21 protein-coding genes and 1 pseudogene are annotated in these 25,678 nt (G+C 61.1%); 7 read left to right on the forward strand and 15 right to left on the reverse strand.

Annotated elements, in window-relative coordinates; all coding sequences use genetic code 11:
• The first annotated feature begins 108 nt into the window (after positions 1-108).
• The 4 genes from AX756_RS11535 to AX756_RS11550 all read left to right on the forward strand — a co-directional run bounded on the left by AX756_RS11535 (position 109) and on the right by AX756_RS11550 (position 4,995).
• Positions 109-1,299 carry a helix-turn-helix domain-containing protein gene (locus AX756_RS11535; RefSeq protein WP_068311314.1) on the forward strand — a complete coding sequence of 397 codons (1,191 nt, stop codon included), beginning with the start codon at positions 109-111 and terminating at the stop codon, positions 1,297-1,299.
• A 206-nt stretch (positions 1,300-1,505) separates the two neighbouring features.
• Entirely contained in the window at positions 1,506-3,392 is a 1,887-nt protein-coding gene (locus AX756_RS11540; protein ID WP_068311316.1) for an FAD-dependent oxidoreductase, read from the forward strand.
• Positions 3,393-3,406: 14 nt separating this feature from the next.
• Positions 3,407-3,622 (forward strand): 4Fe-4S dicluster domain-containing protein, encoded by a 216-nt coding sequence (locus AX756_RS11545; protein WP_068311317.1) that lies wholly within the window; start codon positions 3,407-3,409, stop codon positions 3,620-3,622.
• A 14-nt stretch (positions 3,623-3,636) separates the two neighbouring features.
• Positions 3,637-4,995, forward strand: coding sequence for a ferredoxin reductase family protein (locus AX756_RS11550; RefSeq protein WP_068311318.1), 1,359 nt, complete (start codon positions 3,637-3,639; stop codon positions 4,993-4,995).
• 124 nt (positions 4,996-5,119) lie between these two features.
• On the opposite strand, the gene manD is transcribed toward AX756_RS11550, so the two are convergent.
• From manD to AX756_RS26775, 4 genes and pseudogenes are all read right to left on the reverse strand, one after another.
• The gene (gene manD, locus AX756_RS11555; protein WP_068311320.1) at positions 5,120-6,346 is read right to left on the reverse strand and encodes a D-mannonate dehydratase ManD; all 1,227 of its coding nucleotides are present in this window, start codon (positions 6,344-6,346) and stop codon (positions 5,120-5,122) included.
• Between the two features lie 66 nt (positions 6,347-6,412).
• Positions 6,413-7,543, reverse strand: coding sequence for a Gfo/Idh/MocA family oxidoreductase (locus tag AX756_RS11560; RefSeq protein ID WP_068311322.1), 1,131 nt, complete (start codon positions 7,541-7,543; stop codon positions 6,413-6,415).
• A gap of 272 nt (positions 7,544-7,815) precedes the next feature.
• The gene (locus AX756_RS11570) at positions 7,816-8,349 is read right to left on the reverse strand and encodes a GntR family transcriptional regulator (RefSeq protein WP_231701041.1); all 534 of its coding nucleotides are present in this window, start codon (positions 8,347-8,349) and stop codon (positions 7,816-7,818) included.
• Positions 8,350-8,358: 9 nt separating this feature from the next.
• A pseudogene (locus AX756_RS26775) lies at positions 8,359-8,631 on the reverse strand (GntR family transcriptional regulator); the annotation flags it as partial.
• 450 nt (positions 8,632-9,081) lie between these two features.
• Between AX756_RS26775 and AX756_RS11575 the strand changes: the two are divergent.
• Both AX756_RS11575 and AX756_RS11580 read left to right on the forward strand, forming a co-directional pair.
• Positions 9,082-10,005, forward strand: a complete 924-nt coding sequence (locus AX756_RS11575) for an NAD(P)-dependent oxidoreductase (RefSeq protein ID WP_269432951.1) — start codon at positions 9,082-9,084, stop codon at positions 10,003-10,005.
• Positions 10,006-10,175: 170 nt separating this feature from the next.
• Positions 10,176-10,598 carry a GlcG/HbpS family heme-binding protein gene (locus AX756_RS11580; protein ID WP_068311329.1) on the forward strand — a complete coding sequence of 141 codons (423 nt, stop codon included), beginning with the start codon at positions 10,176-10,178 and terminating at the stop codon, positions 10,596-10,598.
• Between the two features lie 241 nt (positions 10,599-10,839).
• On the opposite strand, the gene AX756_RS11590 is transcribed toward AX756_RS11580, so the two are convergent.
• The 9 genes from AX756_RS11590 to AX756_RS11630 form a co-directional block, all read right to left on the reverse strand.
• Entirely contained in the window at positions 10,840-11,589 is a 750-nt protein-coding gene (locus tag AX756_RS11590; protein ID WP_068311336.1) for an SDR family NAD(P)-dependent oxidoreductase, read from the reverse strand.
• 18 nt (positions 11,590-11,607) lie between these two features.
• Positions 11,608-11,943: a cupin domain-containing protein gene (locus AX756_RS11595; RefSeq protein WP_068311337.1), complete on the reverse strand. Its 336-nt coding sequence runs from the start codon at positions 11,941-11,943 to the stop codon at positions 11,608-11,610.
• A gap of 109 nt (positions 11,944-12,052) precedes the next feature.
• Positions 12,053-14,386 carry a DUF4962 domain-containing protein gene (locus tag AX756_RS11600; RefSeq protein ID WP_068311338.1) on the reverse strand — a complete coding sequence of 778 codons (2,334 nt, stop codon included), beginning with the start codon at positions 14,384-14,386 and terminating at the stop codon, positions 12,053-12,055.
• Positions 14,387-14,519: 133 nt separating this feature from the next.
• Positions 14,520-16,076: an extracellular solute-binding protein gene (locus AX756_RS11605; protein WP_068311340.1), complete on the reverse strand. Its 1,557-nt coding sequence runs from the start codon at positions 16,074-16,076 to the stop codon at positions 14,520-14,522.
• 29 nt (positions 16,077-16,105) lie between these two features.
• On the reverse strand, positions 16,106-16,987 hold the full coding sequence (locus tag AX756_RS11610) for a carbohydrate ABC transporter permease (RefSeq protein ID WP_068311342.1): 882 nt from the start codon (positions 16,985-16,987) through the stop codon (positions 16,106-16,108).
• 12 nt (positions 16,988-16,999) lie between these two features.
• A complete protein-coding gene (locus AX756_RS11615; RefSeq protein ID WP_082739068.1) occupies positions 17,000-17,977 on the reverse strand; it encodes an ABC transporter permease in 978 nt (325 codons plus the stop codon).
• A gap of 10 nt (positions 17,978-17,987) precedes the next feature.
• Complete coding sequence (locus AX756_RS11620) at positions 17,988-19,082, reverse strand: ABC transporter ATP-binding protein (RefSeq protein WP_068311343.1); 1,095 nt, start codon at positions 19,080-19,082, stop codon at positions 17,988-17,990.
• Positions 19,083-19,112: 30 nt separating this feature from the next.
• On the reverse strand, positions 19,113-19,895 hold the full coding sequence (locus tag AX756_RS11625) for a GntR family transcriptional regulator (RefSeq protein WP_082739069.1): 783 nt from the start codon (positions 19,893-19,895) through the stop codon (positions 19,113-19,115).
• A 268-nt stretch (positions 19,896-20,163) separates the two neighbouring features.
• Complete coding sequence (locus AX756_RS11630) at positions 20,164-20,883, reverse strand: FadR/GntR family transcriptional regulator (RefSeq protein WP_068311345.1); 720 nt, start codon at positions 20,881-20,883, stop codon at positions 20,164-20,166.
• 548 nt (positions 20,884-21,431) lie between these two features.
• Between AX756_RS11630 and AX756_RS11635 the strand changes: the two genes are divergently transcribed.
• Complete coding sequence (locus tag AX756_RS11635; protein WP_082739070.1) at positions 21,432-22,796, forward strand: MATE family efflux transporter; 1,365 nt, start codon at positions 21,432-21,434, stop codon at positions 22,794-22,796.
• Between the two features lie 75 nt (positions 22,797-22,871).
• On the opposite strand, the gene AX756_RS11640 is transcribed toward AX756_RS11635, so the two are convergent.
• Positions 22,872-24,383, reverse strand: coding sequence for a malonate--CoA ligase (locus tag AX756_RS11640; RefSeq protein ID WP_068311349.1), 1,512 nt, complete (start codon positions 24,381-24,383; stop codon positions 22,872-22,874).
• Entirely contained in the window at positions 24,364-25,671 is a 1,308-nt protein-coding gene (locus tag AX756_RS11645) for a malonyl-CoA decarboxylase (protein ID WP_082739071.1), read from the reverse strand. Before AX756_RS11645 ends, AX756_RS11640 begins: the two co-directional genes overlap by 20 nt.
• Positions 25,672-25,678: the final 7 nt, after the last annotated feature.

A 25,678-nucleotide genomic window follows, 5' to 3' on the forward strand; every position in this document is an offset into this window, starting at 1 on the left:
AGACCATGGGCCGCGCGGGTTCGTCAGGAAAGGTTCGGGATTGCGGATTGTGGCATCGCGCGATCCGTGGCAACAGGCTCGAAAGGCTCGGAAAGACGGTCGGGTATCATGAACGAACTCATTTCCATTGGAATCGTCCATTCCTGCTTCACCGCGCTTTTCCTCGCCACCAAGCGCGACAGAACGCTGAACGACTCGGTTCTCGCCGCATGGATGGTCTTCATGGCGCTGCCGCTTCTGTCCGGCCTGTCCGGCCACCTGCTGCCGGACATCCAGATCCCCGTGCTGCGATCCAACCTGATCTACCCGCTCACCTACGGCCCGTTCATGTGGCTCTATGTCGGAACGCTGACCGGAGACATCGGCCGCCTCCGACCTCGCAATCTCGTCCATTTCCTGCCTTTTGCGGTCGTGAGCCTCTACCAACTCATTTTCCACTGGACGCCCGCACTGCCGGGTCCGGAGAAACTGGCTTTCGGCACAGCGATACGCAGCATCGGCGCGGTCAACCTTGCGCTGTTGCTGGCCTATACCGTTGCGGTGATCTGGCGATTGCGCCTGCACGGCAAGGAGGTGGTCGAGCATTTCTCCGAACTGTCCAGCAACATCACGCTGAATTGGCTCTACTGGATCACACTGGGCGTATTCGGCGTCTTTGTTCTGTTGTTTCTGGGCTCCGTCCTGTCTCTGCCAGTCCTGCTCGAAATCCACATGTTCGCACTTGTCGCCTTCATCCTTGCGCTGAGTTTCGCCGGTCTGAGACAAGGGCAGATTTTCGATCGGCAGACAGTGCCAAGTTCGCCGCCGGACGACGCCATTGCGGTGAGGAGCATGGACCGCCCGGCCCGCCTTGCGCCGGAGCCAACCGGGCCGAGAGCGCGGCAAGATGGCACTCAGGACGATGACATGCGGGATGAATCGAAGGCGCGGTATAGCCGCTCCGGGTTGACCGAAGAGCGTGCGGAAACCATCACCGAACGCTTGGAGCGGTACATGCGCGCGGAGCGACCTTACCTCGACCCCGAGCTGACCATCGAGAAGCTCGCAAAGCGGATGGCCGTTCCTCGCCACCACGTGACACAGGTGATCAACGAACGCCACGGCAAGAACTTCTACCTGTTCGTCAACGAATATCGGATAGAGGCCGTGAAGCGGGCAATGAGAGCGCCCGAGGGCGCGGATCGGACGTTGCTCGACATCGCCTACGCCTCCGGGTTCAATTCCAAATCGACCTTCAACACGGCCTTCAAACGGCTGACGGGGATGACGCCCTCGCAATACCGGACCCGGATGTCCTGATTCAGCGGCGAGCACAACAGACTGACCAGAAAGAGGTTTTCCGGCGCGCAGCCGAAGCCGGACGCCAGCCTTGGCACAGCCGAGCGTTCGCGATCAGCGGCTAAATCGACCGGGTGGGCGCGGCGCCCTACCTGACCCTTGCGCTTTCACAGAGCCCCGACGCGGTTGGCCACGCCAGCCCTGCTCTCCAGCCCAAGGAAAACCCGATGACCAAGACCAGGCGGCCCGGTCGCACCCCTTTCGCCACACTGTCCCGCCGGGACCTTCTCACCATTGGCGCCATTGGCGCCACGGCGCTCGCCACCCCGATGATCCTCCGCAATGCCGGCGCCCACCCGATGGGAGCGACCGTCAAGGACAGCTACGACACCGATATTCTCGTTATCGGCAGCGGCTTTGCCGGGACCTTTGCCGCCGCCGAGGCCAGCCGGACAGGGCAGCGTGTCCTGATGCTCGACAAGGGATCGGTCGGATATTCGGGCCTCTCGCCCTGGGCCTCCGACAGCCGGCCCTTTGATCCGGCGATCTATGACCGCGACGAGTGGATGGCGAACATGTCCACCAATTGCGAATACATCAACGACCGCGGCTGGTTCGACATCTTCATGGACGACTCTCTTTCGATCTTCGAGACGCTAGACGGCTGGGGCGTGCACAAATGCAAACCCTTCGAACGCTCGAGGGTCTTCCGCCGGGTGCTGGAAGACGCAGGCGTCGAGATCGTTGAACGGGTGATGGTGACAAGCCTGCTCAAGGACATGTCCGGCCGGGTTGCCGGCACCGTGGGCTTCACCTTCGACGACACGTCCCAGGAATGCCGCGCGGTGACGGTCAAGGCGAAGGCCACCATCCTGTGCACCGGGGCGGGCGGCTACAAGAGCCCCGGCTTCCCCAACTGGGGCCAGACCTTCGATGGCGACGCGATGGCCTATGAAGCCGGTGCCGCGATCACCGGCAAGGAATTCCACGATACCCACGGCACCTTTTCCAACTATTCCGCCGCCTCTTTCCAGAACTGGAGCTGGGCGCAGAACGTCACCGGCGCCTTCATCATGGTCGGCGCGCCCGACCGCGCATCGGGCGGCCTGACGATCGATTCCGCGCTTCAGGCGGCGACAAGCGGCGTGTCGCGCGGCGGGCCTGGCGGTCCGGGCGGCGGGGCTCCCGGCGGCGGCAGCAACATGCCCCCGGAATTCGAAGCCATGGCCAGATCTGCCCAGAAGAACCTCGCCTACAAGGGCAAGGGTTTCCTGGCGCGCAACGATCTCATCCTCGATTTCGGTCAGCCGCCCGAAGGCCCGCCGCCGGATAACGGGCTCGACAAGGGCTACCAGGTCGGAGGCGCGACAGCTGGCATGGGGGTGCACAAATCCGAGGGCGTCTTTTGCGCGGATTACTCTTGCAAGGCCGACGGGCTCGACGGGCTCTATGTCGCCGGAGACGCGCTCGGCTCGATGCTCTGCGGGGCGTCCTATCCGGGGCGTGGTTTCTCCTCCAACGGCTCGGCCATCCAGGGGCGGCGCGCGGCCCAATTCGCCAGCGAGGCCGTGGGTGGGATGGAGCCCGCCGAGGTTTCGCAAGCCGAGATCGACGCGAATATCGCCACCATGTGGGCGCCGCGCGAGCGCCAGCAAGGCTATTCGCCCGACTGGGTCACGCAGGTCCTGCAGGGCACAATGACACCGTTTCACATCCTCTACATCAAGGAGGAACGCCGCCTGGCCGGAGCACTCTCCTCGATCGAATACATGCGTCAGTACATGGTGCCGAACCTGATCGCCGGCTCCGGTCACGAGCTGCGGCTGGCACACGAGACGGCCAACATGCTGCTCAACGCCGAGATGAAGCTGCGGGCGGGTCTGTTCCGCACCGAGAGCCGCGGTACCCATTTCCGCGAGGATTACCCGGCGCGCGACGACGACGCGTGGCATTGCTGGGTGCTGTTGCGCAAGGGCGCGGACGGATCCATGGAGACCTCCAAGCACATGCTGCCCGAGGCGTGGAAGCCTGATGCCACCGCCAGCTACCGCGACAGCTATCCCCGATCCTATCCCGGCGAGGATGCCTACCGCGCCGCAATGCAGGCCGGCTGAGGGAGACACCAGACATGCCCATCGAACGTATCCACGGCTGCACCGGCTGCGAAAACTGCGTGAAAGCCTGCCCGACCGACGTGCTCCGGATGGACCCGGAAACCGGGCTGGCCTTCATCGCGCACCAGAAGGCCTGCCAGATCTGCCATCTCTGCCGGCTTTCCTGCCCGGTGGATGCCATTACCCTGACCCCTGACAAATCCATCCCGCCAATGGTTTCCTGGGCCTGACGGAGCAAAATGCCATGACCAAACTCTCAACCGACACCCCCCGCTCCGCCCCCCTCGCCTTCCCGCGCCTGCTGATGTGGCTCGGCGTGCTGGTGCTGGTGCCCTATGGCCTCGCGCTCTCGCAAGGGCTGGAAATCCGAAACATCTACACGGAACTCGTCACCGCGCTCTCCATCGCCGGGCTGGCCGCCATGCTGCTGCAATTCGTGCTGGCGGGCCGTATCGGCTGGTTCATCCGCCATGCCGGGCTCGACCAGTCCATGTTGCTGCACCGCAGGGCCGGGCAGTGCATCGCGGCGCTGTTCCTCCTGCACCCGTTCCTGATCGTGCTGCCGCGTTTCATCGTTGCGCCGCAACTTGCCGCCCATGATATCTGGTTGACCTTCACCGCGGCCGAGACAGCCACCGGCTTTTATGCCATGGCGCTGTTGGTCGTGCTGGTGCTGACCTCTGTGTTCAAGGACCGGCTGCCGATCAGCTACGAGGCCTGGCGGCTCTCCCACGGGACAGGCTTCGCCATCGTGGCGATCCTCGCCACCGACCACGCCATTACCAACGGTCGTCATGGCGTCTACAATCACTGGTTTGACGCGATGTGGATCGCGCTCTGCGCTGCTGCCGTCGCCTCGCTGCTCGACACCTATCTGTGGCAACCCTACCGGCGAAAGCGCCGCCCCTTCTGCGTGGCCGCCGTCGAACGGGTTAGTGCCCGCGACAGCTTGCTGACCATCGAGAAAGACGGCGATTTCCCGTTCGACTTCAAGGCGGGCCAGTTCGCCTGGATCAACACCAGCGGCCATACAGGCAACCTTGCGGAACACCCGTTCTCCATCGCCTCCACCCCACAGGACTTGCCGCGCCTGTCCTTCATCATCCGCAACCTCGGCGACTACACCGCCAACCTTGCGGCGATCGAAACTGGCCAGAGGGTCTATCTCGATGGCCCGTTTGGAGATTTCACGCTGGAGAACGCCCCGGTGCAGGACATCGTCCTGATCGCTGGCGGCGCCGGCATCGGCCCCATCCTCGGCCTTCTGCGCCAATTGCGCTCCGAAGGCTGCGAACGGTCGGTCCGGCTGATCTATGGAAGCCGCAACCCCGAAGACGTCGTTGCGCGGGATGAAATCGCCGCCGCCGAGACGGAAATGGCGGATTTCAAGGCAACGCTGGTGCTGGAGAACGCCCCCGACGATAGCACCGAAAGCGGACTTCTTGACCGGATGCTGCTCTCACGCATGCTTTCGGACAGCCAGATCGCAAATGCCGCCATCTATGTTTGCGGCCCCCCCATGATGACCCGCCTTGTTGTCAGGAGCCTCCGGGCCATGGGCGTTTCTCGCCAGCGCATCCGCTACGAAAAGCTGTCTTTCTAAGACGGGCGCCCCCGAACGATGCATCCCGGCGCGGGCGGTTCCCAAGCGGGACCGCCCACGCTGCGCCTTCCAAACCCGGGCAAGTCGAACAGGCATTCTGCCGTCAGCGCGGTGGCAGGCTCGGTCAATAGTTCCAAAGCGTTCCGTCCGTCAGGCGGGCGACGGGCAGGCTGCCGGGCGAATAGCTGTAGCGCGCGGCTTCGGTCTCGTCGAAATCGACGCCCAGGCCAGGGGCATCGCTGACATGGAAGAACCCATCCCGGAGGAAATGCTCCGAAGGGAAGAGCGCATCGCATTCGGGAGTGCCCAGGACGAGGTATTCCTGAATGCCGAAATTGGGGGCCCAGGCATTCAGATGCGCCTGTGCCGCCATGCAGATCGGCGAATGGCTGGGCGCGCCATGAAAACCGGTGCGCACATTGTGCATCCCTGCAAGGTCGACGATTCGCCGTGTGTGCGTGATGCCGCCAGCATGGGTCACGGCCACGCGGATGAAATCGATCATCTCGTTCTCGATCAGCTTGTTGCAATCCCAGATCGAGTTGAAGACCTCGCCGATGGCGATGGGCACGGTGGAATGTTGGCGCAGGAGCTTCAGCGCGTCCTGATCGTCAGCCGGGGTGGGATCTTCCAGCCAGTAGAGGCGCACCGGCTCGACCGCCTTGGCGAACTCAGCCGCTTCACGCGGCAGCAGGCGGTGGTGCACATCATGCAGGATCTTCAGGTCCGGGCCGAACCGGTCGCGGATCTCGGCCAGCGCGCCGGGCATGAAGCGCATGTAGCGGTCGGTGTCCCAGATCTCTTCCTTGGGGATGATGCCGCTGAAATCGGTGATGTAGTTGCGGTTCTGCCCCTTGCCCTCGGCCACGCCATAGCTCGCGCTCGGCATGCCGGGCATTCCGCATTGGACCCGCACGGCCTTGTAGCCCTGCTCGACATAATAGGCGATGGAGTCCATCAGGTCTTCCAGATCGGAACCGGTGGCATGGGCATAGACCAGCGCTCCCTCGCGGCTCTTGCCGCCGAGAAGTTGATAGAGCGGCATGCCGGCCAGCTTGGCCTTGATGTCCCAGAGCGCGATATCGACGGCGGCAAAGGCGGTCATGGCCAATGGGCCACGGCGGAAATAGGCGCCGCGATAGAAGAACTGCCAGATGTCTTCGGTATTGCGCGGGTCCTTCCCGATCAGGTTCGGGATAAGGTAATCCGTCAGGTACGCCGCCGTCAGCGTCTCGCGGCCATTGATCGTGGCGTCGCCGAGGCCGTAAACGCCCTGATCGGTCATGATCTTCAGCGTGACATAGTTCTTGCCGGGGCCGCCGAGGAAAACCTTGGCATCGGTGATTTTCATGGGAACGCTCTCCTTCCAAAGCGGGCGAGGTCGGTCAGGTGCCCCCGACCGGTCGCGCACTGCCGTTCACAGCAGGTCGGATACATCCGTCCAGTTGTCATTCCTGCGGATCAGGTCGATCAGTTGCTGGTACTGGCTGCCTTCCTTGAAGGTCGGATAGGGCGCGACCGTCTCTCCACGGATGTCCCCCAGGAATTCCCGCACGAGGTAATGCCAGCATTGTTCCGTCTCGCCTTCGACCGCGGGAATGGTGGCCGCGATCTCCTGCGGTACCGGCAAAGCCTTCCAGGCCTTGTCCTGTCCATGGAGATAGAGCTGGCCGCTGCCGTAATGGCCCTTGATGTAGATCGCGCCCTCGCGGCCATAGAAGACGATATGATCCTCGTTGAACCGCGGCACCAGCCCACCATGCTTGAACAGTACCGAAACAGGCTTGGCCGATAGCGCGCTCTCCAGTTGCGCCAGAACGGTATAGGACCACTCGACATTGCTTTCGCCCCATTGGAGCGACGGATCGCTCAGATCCTTCGGGATGAAGTTCCGACGGGTCGTGAAATTGTGCACACCCTCGACGATGGGCGCCCGGCCAAGATCGTCCCGAACTTCGCCCATGATCGCGCGGACCTCGCCCCCCAGGACGGACGTCACGATCGACAGCGTATGGGTGAAATTGTTGTTCAACCGTCCGCCGCCATCCTCCTTGCGGTGCGACCAACCGAAAGGGATTTCCCGCTCAAGGTTGAAATGCGAGATGCATTCGACCTCGGTTGGCTCGCCAATGGCCCCCTCTGCCACGAGGCGCTTGGCATGAAGCACGCTCGGCGTGTAACGGAAGCTCGCGGCATAGGCGGTCTTGACGCCTTTCTGTCGGGCCAGTTCGCAAAGCGCCTGCGCCGACTCGCCGCTCTCCGTCATCGGCTTGTCCACGAAAACGTGGCAACCGGCTTCCAGCGCCTGCTTAATCGGCACGTAATGCGCCCCGCCCGGGGTCGCGATCGAAACGATGTCGGGCTTGCAGGCCTCCAGCGCTTCCTGCCAGTCGGTGCCGCCATAGGGGATCGCCATCTTCTCCGTCACCTCGGCGACGACATGCGGCGTGCGGCCCACCATGCCAACCACATCGGCGCCGCCGCCCCGAAACGCTTCAGCGTGGCCTTGCCCGGCAAAACCGGTTCCGGAAATCAGGACTTTCAACATTGGGTCTCCCTATAAGCCGCGCGGGGCGGGCATCTGGTGTTGCATGGAACCCCGCCCGGAATGGGCGGAGCGCGTCGGGTCGGATCGCAGAGATCAACCCTCGTATGGGCGGCCAATAGCGTACGGAGTAACGCTGAGCTCATCTTGCAGTCCCATCTTGTCGAACTGGGCCATGTACGCATCCCGGTCCGCCGCGACTTCGCCAGTGCAACAGCCGCGCGTTTCCCGCGTCGCATGACATCCTCCCCGGGCCTTGTCTGCGATGATTGACGTCATGCCGTTGTTCCTCCCCGCAGGGTGTGGCCGCTCGGAAGCGGCCCGAGAGGCGCCTGCGCCGTATCGATGAACCCGAACAGCCTGCTGTCCTTGAAGAGCAGGTCGATCTGCTGATCTAGGTTGCCGATATGCGCGCGCAGGGCGGCCTCGGCCCGGCTCGGATCGCGCGCCCGGATAGCCTCCACGATCGCGGCATGTTCCGTCAGCAGAGCGGGTCCTTGCAGGATCCGGTACAATCTTCGGATGTGACGTGCGCGATTCACGTCGAATTGCGTGCTTCGCGCCGTCGCCCATGCATCTTCCAACCCGGCCAGCACAAAGAGCTGTCGGTGGAATTCCTCATCGAGTTCGAAGAGACGCGCATGGTCGTCCTTCGCGAGCGCCTCCGATTGCTGCTCAAGGTTGGCCTCGAGATCACCGATCCCATCCAGCGGCGGCGCAGCGCAAGCCGCGGCCCGCACGGCACCAATCTCGAGTTGAAGGCGTATGAAACAGGCGGTCCGGTATCGACTGACCGAAATCTGCGTCACATATGTGCCGCTTTGCGGAACAATTCTAACAAGTCTGACCTCATCCAATCGGATCAGGGCCTCACGGACCGGGGTCTTGCTGGCGCAAAGCGCGGAAGCGATTTCCTGCTCGGACAACCTCTGACCGGGCAGCAACCTCACAGAGACAATCAGGTCCCGCAGAATATCGAATATTTGAAATGTATAGTTTTTTTCGCTATCCAGCCGTGCACCCGCAAGGATTTCCGTGAGTGTCGGCGTCGATTTCTTTTGCGCCGGGAGCCGCTTTCGTTGCTGTCGCAATGCTTTTTCCTACGATCATCGAGAGGGACTGACATGGCCCGTCGCGCAATTTGATATATCAATTTGTTCCAAATTGAAGCCCAAATTGTTACAAATAGTGAGGACAGCGGGACGACACCGCGCTTTCCATCTGCAAGAAGAACTCACCCTGAAATCCGGAAGCTTCCTGTTTTCACCAAATTGACTGGACTTCCCTGATACGAGGTCTTGATGAAAGCTTCCCTTAGCACCAGTTGATATGGGCGCACCGCGCGCCGAAAATCAGAACAGACATTAACAAGTATTTTGCCCCAACCCGCCATGTTGGTCTGGATATCGTCACGCCTCGCACAGAACCTCCTCCCCCTGACAGCAGGTTTTCCAACCTGCTGAAAGACCTGTAGCCGGCGCTCCACCAGGAAAACGGATTCAATCCAATTCTGGCTCTGGTAAATTTGTAAAAATTAGTATATCAGCCTCGACCAAACACACCAATCTCTTCAGGAGTTAGCTATGAGCAAACCCGTCATCGGTTTCATCGGCCTCGGCCTCATGGGCGGCAACATGGTCGAAAACCTTCAAAACCGCGGCTACGAGCTGGTCGTCATGGACCTCAACAAGGATGCCGTGGCGTCGGTTCTCGCGCGCGGCAATGCCAAGGAGGCCGCCTCCCCCAAGGAGCTGGCCGCGGCGTCCGACATCGTGATGCTCTGCCTGACCACCTCGGCTGTCGTCGAGAAGGTCGTCTATGGCGATGAGGGGATCCTCGCGGGGATCAAGGAAGGCTCCGTGCTGATCGATTTCGGTACCTCGATCCCGGCCTCCACCCGCAAGATCGGCGCCGACCTCGCCGCAAAGGGCGCCGGCATGATCGACGCGCCGCTCGGCCGCACTCCGGCGCATGCCAAGGACGGGCTGCTGAACATCATGGCCGCCGGCGACCAGGCAACCTTCGAAAAGGTCAAGCCGGTGCTCGACGAGCAGGGCGAAAACGTCTTCCACCTCGGCGCGCTCGGTGCCGGCCACACCACCAAGCTGATCAACAATTTCATGGGCATGACCACCGTTTGCGCCATGTCGCAGGCCTTTGCCGTTGCCACCAAGGCCGGCGTCGACCGTCAGCAGCTTTTCGACATCATGTCGACCGGCCCGTCCAACTCGCCCTTCATGCATTTCTGCAAGAATTACGCGGTGGACGGCGTGAGCGATCTGGGCTTCTCCATCGCCAATGCCAACAAGGACCTGGGCTACTTCCTGAAGATGGTCGAGGATCTGGGCACCCGCGCCGAAATCGCCGAAGGTACTTCCCATAACCTGCAAACCGCATTCGATGCCGGCATGGGTGACGGCAACGTGCCGGAAATCTTCGACTATTTTCTCAAGCTCGAGCAGTGACGTAAGGACATTCATGACGCCACCCTACGCCCGGCGCGGGGGGGGCAGTGTCGTGTCGCTGACAGGCAAGGTCCGTGGCTTCCTTCCGGGAGCCACGGACATTCTGGCAGGCGGTTGCCGCACGAAACGCGGCAAGCTTGCCGTCGTCTATCGAAAGGAAATGAAAGCGAATGCTGACAGTTAAACGGCTGGACCTGAAGGACGCCCTGACCATGATCGAAGGCGCAAAGGCCAAGGCGGAGGAGATCGGTGTGCCGATGAGCATCGCCGTAACGGACGAAAGCTGTAACCTGATCGCTTTCGCGCGGATGGACGGCACAAAGACGCCCGGCATCTCTCTGGCCATCGACAAGAGCTTCACCGCCACGGGAACCCGGAAGGGAACGCATGAGCTCGGCGCGGCCAGTCAACCGGGAAAGCCTGCCTATGGCATCTCGTCTACCCTCGGCGGGCGGATGGTCACTGTTGGCGGCGGTCTTCCCGTTATCGTCGATGGTGTCGTGGTTGGTGGCATCGGCGCCAGTTCCGGCACCCCGCTGCAGGATCAGGAAGTCGCAGAGGCCGGGATCCAGGCGCTACTCGCGTCCGAGTAGCGAACGAAACACGTTTCGACCGGCGGCACGTCTGACGAAAGCGACTGCGCTTTCCACCCTGGCGCGCTGCCGGGCGAAAAGCCTCGGAAGCGATCCGGTGACGAGAACGCGGCCAAGGGCCCGAGCGATGCCGGGCGCCCCAGCGGATTCATGCTCTGGCTGCGGGTTCAGCGGCGGCAGAACGACCGTCTCGGCGATAGAGATCGCAATGCCCCCTTTGCCCGCAGACACACGTTCTCGGTCAGAGGAAACCCTGGCCACCGTTGATCTGGACGATTTCCCCGGTGATAAAGGACGCCTTGTCGCTCACCAGGAACTCGATGACCGACGCCACCTCCTCCGGATTGCCGACGCGCTTCATCAGGATATCGTTCTTCCAGGATTCGAAGATTTCCGGCCGGTTTGCCTTGATATCGGCATGGAAATCCGTGTCGATCGTGCCCGGCGAGACCGCGTTGACCCGGATACCATATTCGGCCAGATCCTTGGCCATGGCGCGCGTCAGGGTGACAACACCCGCCTTCGCAGTCCCGTAGATCCCGGCCCCCGGTCCGCCAGCGTTCGAGCCAGCGATTGAGGTCATGTTGACGATGGTTGCGCTGTCGGCCGCCTTCAGCAAGGGGATTGCCGAGCGGGTGACATAGAAGACGCTGTCGAGATTGAGCGCCATCACCTTGCGGTAGAAGTCGGTTTCCATGTCCTCGAAGCGCGAACGCCCGACAAGGCCACCGGCATTGTTCACCAACACGTCGAGCGAGGGATAGGCCCGCTCGATCCGCTCGAAGGCGGACAGAACGGCCTCTTCCTTCGAAACGTCGAAGAGGAAGAGGTCAGCCTCTATCCCCTTCGCCTTCAGGCCCGCCATTGCATCGGCAGCCCGGCTTTCCTGAAAACCGTTTAGAATGATGCGAAAGCCCTGATTCCCCAGGGCCTCGGCCGTCGCCAGGCCGATCCCGGCGGTTCCGCCGGTGATCATCGCGGTCTTGATCATCGAGACGTCTGCGTGTCCCTACTTGATGAAATCTTCCCTGTGCGGGGTGAAGAAATCGAGCAATACCCCTTCTTCGAGGCAGGTCGCACCATGCTCGATATTGGGTTGCTTGTAGGTCGTGTCCCCGGCCTTTACCACCATTTTCTCGCCGCCGATCTCGAACTCGAACGCGCCGGAAAGCACATAGCTGATCTGCTCGTGCGGATGGCTGTGAAGCGCGGCCACCGCCCCTTTTTCGAAATGCACTTCAACGCACATCACGTTGTCATTGTGGGCGGCCATCCGTCGCTTGATTCCACCGCCGAGATCTTCGAGCGGATGATCCTTGCCGAAGAAGAAGTTCGTTACGTCCATTGCTTGGCTCCATGGTGAGGTATGAGTTCCTCGCGCTCCACTGTCGGAGAGGCCGCGGCGTCTCTCACGCCGGGGCCGATCGTGTTGTACGCGAACTGCGCGCCCAGCTTCAGGCCTTCATCAGCTTCTGCACCACGACCTTGAAGCTGCGCTCGTCGGCATCGGTGAGGTAGATGTCGCAGTCGTAACCCTGGTCGTCGATGAAGTTGAAAACCCGGCGCGGCGCGTCCTTGGGATAGGGCACAAGAACGGTCGCGATCCGGTGGCGCATGGCCTTCGGGAATGCTGCCCGCACGTTGCTGCCGACAGGCAGGCCCTCGATTTCAGCCGGATCGACGTCTTGGTAGCCCTCTTGCTGCGTCAGGGTCGGCGCGCCGGCTTCAGAGTAGAGCAACTTGCCATAATACCCAGCCCGCTCACCGGTGTAGCGGAAGCTGTCGGATCCCAGCTGGAAGGGGCCGTTGGCGTGGCAAAGCCAGTCGATGGATACTGGCTCTTCGGCGTCGATGTTGTCGACGAGGACGAAGTAACTGTCATGCACGAAATAGACTTCGCGCTCGACCTTCGTCACCTCTGGCGAGAGCACCTTGTAGGCCTCGGTCGCATCGCCCTTGATATAGAAGTGATCGCCGCGCTCCTCGGCGGTGATCAGCTTGCCGGTGGCGCGCGCAGTCATCGCCTTGTCGCGGTCGGCATACTGGCCCTTGCCATTGATCAGAATGGCGTTCTTGGATCGTGTCTGGCGGCGCCAATTCCGGTGCATCGAGGTATTGAAGCCGATGTAGTAGCCCGACTGAACGGCAAGATCCTCGCCGAATGCCGACATGCAGAAGGCGTTCTGGTCCCCGTGGCTGTGGCTGATCGAGCCGAAGGGGCTGGACTTGAAGATGAACGAGATATGCTCGTCCGGATTGCCCATCCGGTGCTGGATCGAGGCCCAGCCGACGCCCTTGAACCATTTCAGACGCTCGGCATCCGACGGCGGTTCGGCGGCGACGGTCGGCCAGTCGTGGCGATAGCACATCTCGTCGAAATTCAGGTCCCACCAACCGTAATTGTAGAACATCCCCTCGGTCCCGGGGTCGTTCTTCTTCACCTCGTCATAGTACCACTGGAAGGCACCGTTACCGGTGACGCCCGCATATTGGCGCAGGTTATAGGCCACCTTCAGGCAGACCTGGTCGCCCATCGTGGAATCGTCACCGAAGGTGCCGCGCCGCGTATCCGCCGGCTTTGTATAGAGCGGGAAATAGCCCGTGTTCTTGAAGAACGGCCGCTGGTAAAGATCGAGGCCCGTGAAGTTCTTCAGGTAGTTGGCCCCGTCGATCAGATAGGCCATCGCCGTCATCCAGTAATGCGGCCCCTCGGCCCAGCCGCCATCCGGGTCGCCCCAGGGCGAATAGACGGTGAACAGGAACTCGATGGAATAGTCGAGCCACTCGCGGGCTTCTTCCTCTTCGCCCAGCATGGCGATGCAGCAGGGGATCAGCACCGCATAGACGGCCCGCACGGCGTGGCTGTCATAGGGGAACAGGTGGATATTGGCGTGCTTGATGATGTGATCGGCGATCTCGCGGGTACGTTCGAGCAACGCGGCACGCACCTTGTCACGTTCCTGCTCAGTCAGCTCGTCATAGAGCCAGTCATAGCCCCAGGCGAGCGCGTCGGTGATGCGGAAGGCCCATTCGTCGGTATAGGACCGCGAGGTCGTGCCCTTGGGGTCCCATTCGGCCACGGAAAGAAGCCAGTCCTTGGCTTTGTCCAGCAGGGCCTGATCCCCCAACACCTGCCCGGCGATGGCCAGGTGACGGATGGCATAAATCACCTCCTGGCAGTCGATATAGCCCTGCCGCCAGACCGGCGGGGTGCGCTGGTTGTTCGGATAAGGGGCGATTTCCGGCGTGATGGGGCGGTCGATCCACGGCTTGACGCTTTTCTCGTAGAAGGTCGACCAAGTGCAATGATCGGGATCGGCCGCAACGGCATCCTTGAAGGCGGCAAGCTCCCTGGGCCCGAGCCAGAGCCGCGGATGGGCCATCTCAGCCTTGGAATAACGTGACTTGCGCGCGGCAAGCGGCACTTCCGGCACCCCATCGGGCACCACGAAATCGCGCACCGAGCTCCAGGCCGTCGCCGGGCCCTTCGCCTCGGCATCCCAGACGGCATAGCTCCAGAAATACGCGCCGGGTTCCAGAACCACGTCCGGCGTCATGAAGTTCAGCGGAATATCTGCAAAGACCCGTGTTGTCTTGTTCGGAAACGTCGGATCCGGGGAGATCCGCAGGACGTAACGCGCGTCATCCTCCACCACGGGCAGCCACATGAAGCGTGGCGGATTCTCGACAACCTCTTCGCCGCCGGCGGGCGCGTAATGAATGTTCAACCGGCCGGCGCGGGGTTCATCGAGATAGGCGGTGGCGTCTTTCATGGCAGTCGAAGTCATCGACGGGCGTCCTTGGATATCGGGAGTTGCGAATGGCTGGCGCCGCCCTCGGGGGAGAGGGAGTGTCGGGCGACGCCAGGTCTTGGTGCCGCCGCCCGCAATGCTCATCCGGGCGGCGACGGGAGACGACCTGTCAGCCGCCGTACTGGCGGTCGTAGGCCGATTGCATGACTTCGAGCACTTCGTTCATGCCCATGCGGTCGAGTTGGGACATGTAGTCGTCCCATTCGGCCTCCACGTCGGAGGAGCCGAGGATCCACGCCTGCTGCTTTTCAAGCATGTAGGTCCGGGCGGAGGCGAAATACTTGTCGAACACCTTCTGCTCATCGGCATTCATTGCGACGCCGAGGAACTGGTCGATCAGGTAATCGCCTTCGTCATAGAGCGCGATGCCTTCGAGCGCGTACTTGTTGGACCACTGCTTTTCATACTCGTAGTCCTGGAAGTAGCCGCGGGCCTGAAGCTGCGCGCCAATCTCGTAGAGCTGCGAGTTTACCGGACGACCGTTGGTCAGGAACTCCTCGGTGAACTGCGGCTTGCCGTCGACCATGTTGTAGGTCTGCCCCTCGACACCGAAATTCACCAGGCGGCGGCCTTCGGGCGAGAAGTAGAAGTCGAAATACTTGATGGTCTCCACGGGATGCTTGTTGGTGCCACCGATGGCCCAGCCGTCCGGCTTGACCGGAATGCGGCGGTGCTCCTCGATGCGGTCGCCATTGACGTTCTCCGGCGGAGCAAAGGCCTTGAACTCGAAGCCCGGGATCGGTTCGGCGAGCGTGTCGTTATAGCCGGACGTGGAGGCGAACCAATCATGGGTCATGCCGCCGAGGTTCTCCGACAACAGGTATTCACGCGCGGAGGAGCCACGGGTGAAGACTTCGGCGTCGATCAGTCCTTCTTCGTACCACTGGGCCAGGTTCTTGACGCCTTCCCGGTAGCCTTCTCCCATGTAGGGATACTTGATCTTGCCTTCGTCGACATAGAAGTCGTGATAGGTGTCCGAGCCCGAGGAACGGCCGCCCCAGAGCGTCACCAGCCGCGGGAGTTCTTCCCACTGGCGCGCGAAATAGGGAACCTCGTCAGCCATGCCGTTGCCGTTCGGGTCCTGCGTCTTGAACGCGGTCAGGACGGCGTGCAGTTCCTCGACATTGTTCGGAACTTCCAGCCCGAGCTTGTCCAGCCAATCGTAGCGGATGAAGAAGGCCCGACCGTATTTCCCGTCCGGCAGGTAGGGAATGTAGTAGAGATTGCCATCCGAGGAGGAGGCCGCCGCCATGAGTTCCGGACGCTCGTCAAAGAACGCCTTGATATGGGGCGCATGCTCTTCGATCAGGTCGTTGAGCGGCACGTAGGCACCTTGCGGACCATATTGGTCGACGGATTCCTTGATCCGGGCGCTGCCGATGATGTCGGGCAGCTTGCCGGTCGCCAGAAGCAGGTTCATGGCCTCCGCGCTGTTGGTCGAGTTCGACCCGACCGTCGCGTTCTTGAGATGAATGTTGGTCATCTCGCGGGCGACCTTCTCGACCGGCCAGTCTTCATCATAGGCGGTGGAGCGCACATGGTGCAGGTGGATCGTCAACTCCAGCGGATCGTCGACGATCTTGTGATCGTCATTGGCCAGCGCCGGCGACACTGTAATCAGTGCCGTCGTAGCCATAGCAGCTGCCGTGAGAGTCAGTTTTCGCATAGAAACCTCCCTGTATGCGATTATTGTCGTCATTCCTTCACCCCTCCGAGCATGATGCCCTTGTTGAAGTACTTCTGTACCCAGGGGTAGATGAGCAGGACCGGGATGATCGAGCAGACGATGATCGCCGCCGTGACCGTCTCGACCGAGTAGGGTGCGCTCAGCAGGGTCGAGGAGAATTCCTCGTCGTCAGAGAGCGCCGAGATCGTATGGCGCAAATAGACCTGGAGCGGGATCTTGCCCTCATCTGTCAGCAGCACCATGGCCCAGAAGAAGCCGTTCCAGCGGGCCACGATGCAGAAGAGCGTGATCGTGGCGATGGCCGGCTTCGAAAGGGGCACGAAGACTTTCCAGAGGATCTGGAACTCGTTGGCGCCGTCCATCCGTGCCGCTTCCTGGAAAGAATCCGGGATGCTTTCGAAGAAGTTCCTGAGCAGGATGATGTTGAAGGCGTTGACCGCGAAGGCGATGATGATGCCGAAATAGCTGTCCAGAAGCCCGAGGTCCCGGATGTTCAGCCAGAACGGGATCATGCCGGCATGGAACCACATCGTAAACGCCACCATCAGGTTCCAGAAGCGCCGCCCCCAGAGATTGGGCCGCGACAGCGCGTAGGCCCCGGGGATCACCAGCAGGAGCGACGTGAACGTGCCGCCGAAGGTGTAGATGAAGGTGTTCTTGTAGGAGTTCCAGAAGGCCGGATCCGACATCACCCGCTCATAGGCGGCCAATGTCAGGTCGACCGGAGACAGCACCACCGTCCCTGCCCGCGCCGCGAAGCCGGAGGACAAGGACATCGCCGTGATATAGATGAACGGGTAGAGCGCGGAGATCGCGAAGACCGCGATCAACGCCATGTTGATATAGACGAACAGCTTGTCGCCGCGGGAATAAAGATTCATGTTTTTCATGTGCTTATACCCTTACCAAAGCGATGTCTTGGAAACGCGCTTGGCGATTGTGTTGGCGCTCATAACCAGGCAGAAGGCCACGATCGCGTTGAACAGGCCGGCGGCGGCGGCAAGGTCGTACTGACCTCCAATCAGACCCTGGCGGTAGATATACGTGTTGATCACGTCCGCGGTCTGGTAGGTTGCCGGCTGGTAGAGCAGGATGATCATCTCGAAGCTCACCTCGAGCAGGTTGCCGATACGGATGATCAGCATGATGATGATCGTCGGCAGGATGCAGGGTATGGTGATCTTCCACATCATCTGCCAACGGTTCGCCCCGTCGACCACGGCCGATTCATAAAGCGAAGGGTTCACGCCCGCGATGGCCGCGAGGAAGACGATGGACTGGAAGCCCGCCTCCTGCCAGATACCCGAGCCGATGAAGATCGGCCGGAACCATTCCGGTTTCGTCAGGAAGTAGATCGGATCGACGCCGAACCACCCCAAAACGGTGTTCACGATACCAGCTGAAGGCGAGAAAGCCGTGATGATGATACCGGCGATGATCACCGAGGAGATGAAGTGCGGCAGGTAGACGATGGTCTGTGCCGTCCGCTTGAAGGTCTCGTTCAGGATCTCGTTGAACATCAGCGCCAGGATGATCGGCATCGGGAAGCCGATGAACAGGGTCATCGCCGAGATGATGAGCGTGTTCTTCAGGGCCCGCAGGAACTGGTCACTCTGGAACAGCGTCTGAAAATGTTCGAGGCCGACCCAGGGGCTGCCGTCGATGCCGAGGAAAACGGAATAATCCTTGAACGCGATCTGGAGCCCGTACATCGGGCGATAGAGGAAGAGCAGGAACCAGATGATGACCGGGGCCAGCATAAGGTAGATCTGCCACTCACGGCGAAGATGCATCTGAATGCGATCGAGCCGCTGCGACATGGTCAGTTTGGGGACGATCGTTTCTGTCCCGGCTGACGATTCTTTATCGATCATTGCCATTGGTTTATCCTCAGGCCGCCTGACCGAGTGCTCGGCCGGACTCCTTGTCGAAGAGCTTGACGCGCTCGGGCTTCACATGCAGCGCGTTCACGCCTTGCAGGTGGCCAATCTCGCCATGGGTTTCCACCTTGGCGACAAAGGGCTGATCGCCGACATGGGTATGCAGCAGAGCCTCCGACCCCAGCGTCTCGATCAGGTCGAGGCTGATCGGAATCTCGGCAGTGCCCTCCTCGGCAGTCAGCATCACATGCTCGGGGCGTATTCCGACGATCACTTCGCGCCCGGCCGAGCCGCGTAGCGCTTCCTGGCCATGCAACTGGATAATGGTGCCATTGGCGTGGGCAATCGGGCCGGCGTCACTGTCTTCCAGCCTCGCCTCGAACTGGTTCATCGGCGGCGAACCGATGAAACCGGCGACGAAGACATTGGCCGGGTTGTTGAACAGCTCCATCGGCGTGCCGATCTGCTCGATCCGTCCGTCGCACATCACTACGATCCGGTCGGCCAGTGTCATTGCTTCCACCTGGTCGTGGGTCACGTAGACGGACGTCACGCCGAGCCGGTTGTGCAGGCGCTTGATTTCCGCCCGCATCTGCGTGCGCAGCTTGGCGTCGAGGTTGCTGAGCGGTTCGTCGAAGAGGAACACCTCGGGATGGCGCACGATGGCGCGGCCCATGGCAACACGCTGACGCTGGCCGCCCGAAAGGTCCGCCGGGCGGCGTTCGAGATATTCCGTCAAACCGAGAATCTTGGCGACCTCGTCGATCGACTTGGCGATCTCGTCCTTGGGCACCTTCCGAATTCGGAGGCCGAAGGCCATGTTCTCGGCGACGTTCAGATGCGGATAGAGCGCATAGTTCTGAAACACCATCGCCACGTCGCGATCCTTCGGGGCAACACGATTCATCACCCGGTCGCCGATGCGAAGCGTTCCGTCCGAAATCTCCTCCAGGCCGGCGATCATGCGCAACGTGGTGGACTTGCCACAGCCGGACGGGCCGACCAGAACCACGAATTCCTTTGGATCGATTTCAAGGTCGATCCCGTGGACGACCTCGATGGCACCGTATCTCTTCACGATCTGTTCCAGAAAAACGCCAGACATCATTCCTCCCGATCTGGGGTTTTGCCCGCGTCAAGCGCGGAGCAATTGGGGCCGCTTCACGGCGGCGTTGAGCTTTTCGATGTGTTCAAGCAGGCCGGGCTGTCGCGAGAGCGTCTCGATCTCGCTGCCCAACCCTCCGATATGGGCCAGAAGGGTGGCTTCCGCCTCCGCCGGATTTCCGGCACAGACCGCATCCCTGATGGAACGATGCTGCCGAATGATTTCCGGCCCCCTGCGGATATTGTTCTGCGTCTTGAGGTGGCGGACGCGATCGACATCCGCCTGTACGCCCTTCGCGGTCCACCACACGCCAGGCACACCGGCGAGCTCGTAGAGCGCCCGGTGAAAATCCTCGTCCAACTCGAAGAAGGCGCGGTAGTCGTCTCTTTCGATCGCGTCTTCCTGCTGGGACAGGTTCGCATCGAGCCGCTCACAGAACGCCCCGGATGCAGAAAGCGATCGCCGTGCGGCCTTGCGCACCGCTCCGATCTCGAGATTGACCCGGATGAAGCAAGCTTCGAGGTAACGGTCGATCCGGATTGGCGTTACAAAAGTTCCCCTCTTTGGAACAATGTTTACCAGTCCTGCATCTTCCAAACGTATCAGAGCCTCGCGAACGGGCGTCTTGCTTGTATGCAAAATCTCGGCGACCTCAAGCTCGGAAATTTGCTGTCCCGGTAACATCCTGATCTCGACAATCATCGCACGAAGGATACCAAATATCTGTGAAACCTTGCTTTTATTGGACGACAGCCGTTTTCCCAGAAGCAGTTCCGAGATGGTCTTGGGCTGCACCAAGGGCGCATTTTCCATAGATTCCTCCGCCAATCCGGCCCCTCCTCGGGCCTATGGTTGACAGATTTGTAATATCTCAGGAGAGGCCGTGTCTATATGAATTTTTACAAATTAGACAACAATGGGCGAAGGCACCTGCCGCAGGCAGTGTGCATCTTTCAAAATTGTTGTTTTGAATTATTCAGTTAAGCGGGGGCCGCAGCGCGTAACTTTTTTTGCATCTTGCAGCTTCAGATCGCGTGTTGTCGTTTCGGAATCCCTGCCGGCCTCCGGATCGGCTCAGCCGTCACTCTCCTTCGAAGACACGCTTTCGCGCATTCTCCAGGTGCTCCCGCATTGCGCGCCGTGCGCCTTCCCCATCCTGGCGTTCGATGGCGTCCATGATGGCATAGTGTTCCGCCTGAACCAGGTTGAGGCGTTGCTGCGTCTTCGTGAGGGACAAGCTGCGGGTCAAGTTCATACCGCTCTGGATATTCTCTCGCATCGACGTTCTTGCCGCCATGAAATACTGGTTATCCGAGGCGCGACAGATCAAGGCATGCAGATCCTCATCCGCATCGACGCCAAGCTCCCCCTCGCGCACACATCTATCAAGCTCCTTGATTGCAGCGCGAATCGCGGCAAGATCCTCATCCGTGCGGCGCCGCGCGGCCAAGCAGGCGGCCTCACCCTCCGTAGCCACCCGAAATTCAAAGGTTTTTTGGATGTCTGCAATTGAGCCGACGGGGGCGAATTTCATTGCCGCAGCTTCCGGACGCCGCATCACATAGGAGCCGGAGCCCTGGCGGGACTGGATGACATCATCCTCCCGTAATTGACGCAGCGCCTGGCGCAATACCGGACGGGACACCCCGAATTCCTCGCACATGGCATGTTCGGAGGGCAGCTTTCCTCCGATCGGAAAGTTACCATCGCAGATCGAGGCGAGGATTCTCTCGTAGACATGGTCAGAGAGCGTCGCAGACTTGATTGCCCTCGCCTCATCATCAAATTGGGTATCCACCATGCCAGCCAACTCCAGAACCCGACGGCACCGCACCCGGCCCCTGCTCGACGCAGAAGGGCGCGGTTTGGCCCACGTTATAGACCTGATGGCGCAAAATTACAAATATGATCAAATACGTCGCACGAGCTGAGGTCAATCTCACCATCTGAAGGTGCTGGAAGTACGCGACTGAAATCACCTTGGCGCACGTTCGGGTTGAGTTCTTATATATTTGGCCCGTCGTGGACCTTGGTCCGATGTCTTGGCGCCTGCGTCATGAAGGCCGCCTGGAGCCTTGGCCGAAACCTGCAACCTGCATTTCAAATTTCGGCACCGTTGCAATTTGTAATCAATTGTTTCAAACCTAACCTCCTCGGAACCGAGTCTTTGTTCGATATGTGGATCTCATGGCAGTCTAAGAGGTTCTGACGACCGATGTTGCAGGTCCGTTCGCGACTGCTGGCCGAATAGACTGGAGACCATGGTGGCGACGGTTGACTGGGGAAGGAGAAGCAGCCGGTGCGATCCGGGCTGTTATTGTTTCAAACGGATCAAACGGCGGAGTTTCGATGTCTGCTAGCGCGGCTCAACCATCCACGCCCTCCACTGCTGCCATCTTCAACATGGCGTGGCCGTTATCCCTCAAGGCGATGATGCTGCATGGCATTGTCGTCATCGACGCTTACCTCGTTTCAGCTCTCGGCGAACCCGCGCTTGCCGCCATGGGGCTTGCCGCCTCCTTTGGGGGGCTGATGCTGGGGATCATGTTCGCGTTTTCCAGCGCGACCCAGATCCGCATCGCCCAGGCTTTCGGCTCCGGAGATCCGGTGGCCCTGAAGACCGGTTTCTATGTCGGCCTGCTCATCAACCTCGTCGCCGCCGCACTCGGCTTCGTCGCGATCTGGACCTTCGGCGACCGGCTGATCGAGGTCTTTGCACATACTCCCTGGATCGCGGCACAAGCGCAAAGCTATCTCGGCGTCTTCCTCTGGGTCGTTTTCGTCGAGGCCTTCGGCCAGTGCATCGGGAGCTACTTCAACGGCTGCGGCAGGACCAAGTTGCCGTTTCTCAGCTATCTCATTGCAATCCCGTTGAATATCGCCGCCAGCTACACGTTGATCCATGGTCTCTACGGCATGCCGGAACTCGGCGTGACAGGGGCCGCCGTTGGGAGCGCTTTGGCTTCGCTCGCCCGCGTTCTGTTTCTCGGCACAGGTTTCATCAGACTCACCGGCGGCTATCGCACGACCGCGGGCTGGCGCAACGGCAGCTTTTCGGAGTCCATCCGCCGCCATCTGTGGTTCGCGCTGCCGATCGCCGGCACGTTTTCGAGCAATACCGTCGCGAACTATGTCTCGACGCTTCTGTTCGCGAAAATGAGCGTCAACGCATTCGCCGCAATGACCGTGATCCAGCCATGGATCATGGTGACAGGCCAGATCGGAATTGCCTGGGCAATGGCGACCGGCATCGCCGTGGCGCAGCTTCTGGGGCGGGATTGCCGCGGACCGGAACTGGATGCCTTCCTTTGGCGGGTCTGGCGGGGCGCTCTCATAGCGGCGGCCATGGTTTCCCTTTGTTTCGTGGCCTTCGATTTTTCCATCGAGCGGATCTACACCGCTCTGGAAGCGGAAACCATTGCCGCCCTGCAGGCTTTCCTGCCCATTCTGCTGCTGTTGCCGTTCCCGAAGGGGTCCAATGCAATGTGCGGGCACACGCTGCGCGCTGGCGGCGATACGCTCTACGTCATGAACATCTTCATCTCGGCCCAGTGGCTGTTCCGCGTGCCGCTGACCGCCTTGTTCATCCTTGTTCTGGAACTGCCCGTGTTCTGGATCGTCTGCCTGTTTCTGGCGGAAGAGTTGTTCAAGTTCCCGCTATTCCACAAGCGGCTCCTGAAAGGCGATTGGAAACAAGGCCCGATCACCGATTGACCGGCACGGGCAGACAACCCGCTCCGGCCGACCAAACGGCGTTCCGTTCAGGTCAACCGAGCCGCCTCTCCGGTATCAGAAGCGGCAATCCGCAAAGGTCTCACGCAAAACGTTTTTCTGGACCTTGCCCATGGTGTTGCGCGGCAGGCTGTCTACAATTTCCACCTTTCGGGGATGCTTGAAGCGGGCCAGCCGCTCAGCCAGCGCTGCAATCAGGTCTTCGGGGTCCGGCGATGCGCCGGGCTCGGGAACGACAAGCGCCACCACGGACTCTCCGAGGTCCGGATGCGGCACGCCGATCACCGCGCTCTCCTGGACGCCATCGAGTCCGTCGAGCAAAACTTCGATCTCCTTGGGGTAAATGTTGTACCCGCCAGCAATGATCAGGTCCTTTTGCCGTCCCACGATTTGCAGATATCCCTTGGCGTCAAACAGCCCGAGATCACCGGTGAGAAAGAACCCGTCCGCCCGCAATTCCTCGGCCGTCTTCTCCGGCATCCGCCAATATCCCTGAAAGACATTCGGGCCGCGCACCTCGATCATGCCAGTCTCTCCCTGCGGCAGTTCCCGGTCAGTTCCCGGCTCGGTGATGCGGATCTCGACGCCGGGCAAGGGCTGGCCAACCGTCCCGGCAAGTCGCTCGCCCGTATACGGGTTGGACGCGTTCATGTTCGTTTCCGTCATCCCGTAGCGTTCAAGGATCCTGTGCCCGGTCCGTGCCTCGAAGGCCTCGTGCGTTGCCGCGAGCAAGGGCGCACTGCCACTGACAAAGAGGCGCATGTTTGCCACGCTGTCCCGTGTCAGGCGCGGATCGTCGAGAAGCCGGGAATAAAAGGTCGGCACCCCCATGAGCGTGGTGGAATGCGGCAGTGCCTTGATGATCAGATCGATGTCGAACTTGGGGAAGAAGCGAACCGCAGCGCCGGAAAGCAGGCTCACATTGACCGCCACGAACAAACCATGCGTGTGGAAGATCGGTAGCGCGTGGATCAGCGTGTCTGCCTCGGTGAATTGCCACAGATCGGTCAGCGCGCGCGCGTTTGAAAGCAGGTTGTCGTGGCTCAGCATCGCGCCCTTGGAACGGCCCGTGGTGCCGGAAGTGTAAAGGATCGCGGCGAGATCCTCCGGCGCGCAATCTGTCACCATTTCGAGCGGGGCGGCCGAGGACACCCTATCGGAAAAGCTGCCGGCGCCGTTCGCATCCAAGGTCAGAACGCCCGCTCCGACCGATTGCGCAACGGCGGCTATCGCCCCTTCCGCCGCGGGATCGCAGATCAGCAGTTTCGGTTCGGCATCGGTGAGGAAATAGGAGACCTCGTCGGGCGTGTAGGCCGTGTTGAGCGGCAACAGGACCGCACCGATCCGGATACAGGCCGCGTAAACCGCCAGCGCTTCGGGCGTCTTTGCGGCTTGCAGGGCGACGCGATCGCCCTTTTCCACTCCCAAATCGGCGAAAATCGCTGCTTGCCGCGCAGAGAGTTCGGCGAAATCGGCATGGGAGAGCGAGCTGCCGTCCGCAAGGTGAAGAAAGGTCTTGGGACTTCCGCTGCGCAGCGCGAACATGGCGTCATGAAGGTGATTGGGCATTCTCGTTCCACTTCTTGGAGGTCAGGAGCGACCGGCCGGCCGGCAGCAGGGCCTGGACCTGGCGCGACAAGCTGACAGCGTGATCGGTCGCGAAGCTCTCGCTTCGGCTTTCGACCTGCGCGTTGTCGTAGCGGTAATTGACCATCGCCCCGAAGGACTGGCGCCGGCCATTGACGGAGAGATCGGCACCGGCAAGGACGTTTTCGATCCGCGCCCCGTTGGACAGGTGGAACCGGGCGACCGGATCACGGGGCAGCGTCTCCCGATGCTTGGCATCGGCAAGATACGTCGCCGCGATCTGGCGCAATTCTTCGCCCTCCGGTTCCGACGCGTCCGTTCCGGCCTGCTCCTCGAACCAGCGGCGCAGGCCCGGGATCGGCGACAGCGTGACGAAGGTCTCAAGATTCGGCAGCTCCGACGACATGTCCGACACGACATGCTTGATGAGCGAATTTCCGAAGGAAATGCCCTTCAGGCCGGCCTGACAGTTCGAGATGGAATAGAAGACGGCCGTATCGGCCTGGCTTGCCAGAATCGGCGCGCGCCCCTCGGCGAGCACATCCTGCACCGAGCCCGGAACGCCCTTGGTCAGCGCCACTTCCACGAAGATCAGCGGCTCGTCGGGCATTCGGGGATGGAAATAGGCGTAGCAGCGCCGGTCCGAGGGCTGGGTGCGGCGGCGCAGATCCTCCCAATCGTCGATTTCGTGAACCGCTTCATAGGCGATGATCTTCTCCAGGATCGTGGCCGGCGTGCTCCAGTTGATCCGGTCCAGCATCAGGAAACCGCGATTGAACCACGAGGTGAAGAGATGCATGAAATCGAGATCGATCCGCCCGAGATCGGGATTGTCGGGCATCATTCGGAGCAAATCCTTGCGCATCTGCACGAGCTTTGTCGTCGCGCCATCCGCCTGGTTCAGCTTTCGGAATAGCTCCTGCCGCAAGGGTTCGGAAACTCTCTGCAGCCGGGCGAGAGTCGCCGGACCGGGCGCCGAGGCATATTCCGATGCCGCGACCTGAATGTCGGCCGGGCTGACATCCAGCTCATCCAGCAGGTAGCGGAAAAAGGCTAGTCGGCCTTCGTGAGAGAGCCCTTCATAGGCGGAGAGGGCCGAGACCGCGAGGCGGAAGGTCGATGATTCTCCCCTGGCCGACATCAGGCTCCGGCAAAGCTCCACCAGCGACCGGTCATCCGCCGCCGCCCGAACGTCCGGATCTGGCAGGAAGAAGCCGGACAGGAAGCTGGTCAGTGGGCGCACGCCGCGTATCACGCCTGTTCCGGCCATCCGGCGA

It is taken from the genome of Aliiruegeria sabulilitoris, from assembly GCF_001558155.1.
In the GTDB taxonomy this organism is placed as follows: Bacteria; Pseudomonadota; Alphaproteobacteria; order Rhodobacterales; family Rhodobacteraceae; genus Tropicimonas; species Tropicimonas sabulilitoris.

Excerpts from the sequence above, each read along its gene's own strand:
- AX756_RS11610 (WP_068311342.1), bottom strand. The coding sequence starts at position 16,987 with ATGAAAAACATGAATCTTTATTCCCGCGGCGACAAGCTGTTCGTCTAT.
- AX756_RS11620 (WP_068311343.1), bottom strand. The coding sequence starts at position 19,082 with ATGTCTGGCGTTTTTCTGGAACAGATCGTGAAGAGATACGGTGCCATC.
- AX756_RS11635 (WP_082739070.1), top strand. The coding sequence starts at position 21,432 with ATGTCTGCTAGCGCGGCTCAACCATCCACGCCCTCCACTGCTGCCATC.
- AX756_RS11550 (WP_068311318.1), top strand. The coding sequence starts at position 3,637 with ATGACCAAACTCTCAACCGACACCCCCCGCTCCGCCCCCCTCGCCTTC.
- AX756_RS11605 (WP_068311340.1), bottom strand. The coding sequence starts at position 16,076 with ATGCGAAAACTGACTCTCACGGCAGCTGCTATGGCTACGACGGCACTG.
- AX756_RS11595 (WP_068311337.1), bottom strand. The coding sequence starts at position 11,943 with ATGGACGTAACGAACTTCTTCTTCGGCAAGGATCATCCGCTCGAAGAT.
- AX756_RS11580 (WP_068311329.1), top strand. The coding sequence starts at position 10,176 with ATGCTGACAGTTAAACGGCTGGACCTGAAGGACGCCCTGACCATGATC.
- AX756_RS11535 (WP_068311314.1), top strand. The coding sequence starts at position 109 with ATGAACGAACTCATTTCCATTGGAATCGTCCATTCCTGCTTCACCGCG.
- AX756_RS11560 (WP_068311322.1), bottom strand. The coding sequence starts at position 7,543 with ATGTTGAAAGTCCTGATTTCCGGAACCGGTTTTGCCGGGCAAGGCCAC.
- AX756_RS11545 (WP_068311317.1), top strand. The coding sequence starts at position 3,407 with ATGCCCATCGAACGTATCCACGGCTGCACCGGCTGCGAAAACTGCGTG.
- AX756_RS11645 (WP_082739071.1), bottom strand. The coding sequence starts at position 25,671 with ATGGCCGGAACAGGCGTGATACGCGGCGTGCGCCCACTGACCAGCTTC.
- AX756_RS11615 (WP_082739068.1), bottom strand. The coding sequence starts at position 17,977 with ATGGCAATGATCGATAAAGAATCGTCAGCCGGGACAGAAACGATCGTC.
- AX756_RS11590 (WP_068311336.1), bottom strand. The coding sequence starts at position 11,589 with ATGATCAAGACCGCGATGATCACCGGCGGAACCGCCGGGATCGGCCTG.
- AX756_RS11600 (WP_068311338.1), bottom strand. The coding sequence starts at position 14,386 with ATGACTTCGACTGCCATGAAAGACGCCACCGCCTATCTCGATGAACCC.
- AX756_RS11625 (WP_082739069.1), bottom strand. The coding sequence starts at position 19,895 with ATGGAAAATGCGCCCTTGGTGCAGCCCAAGACCATCTCGGAACTGCTT.
- manD (WP_068311320.1), bottom strand. The coding sequence starts at position 6,346 with ATGAAAATCACCGATGCCAAGGTTTTCCTCGGCGGCCCCGGCAAGAAC.
- AX756_RS11630 (WP_068311345.1), bottom strand. The coding sequence starts at position 20,883 with ATGGTGGATACCCAATTTGATGATGAGGCGAGGGCAATCAAGTCTGCG.
- AX756_RS11640 (WP_068311349.1), bottom strand. The coding sequence starts at position 24,383 with ATGCCCAATCACCTTCATGACGCCATGTTCGCGCTGCGCAGCGGAAGT.
- AX756_RS11540 (WP_068311316.1), top strand. The coding sequence starts at position 1,506 with ATGACCAAGACCAGGCGGCCCGGTCGCACCCCTTTCGCCACACTGTCC.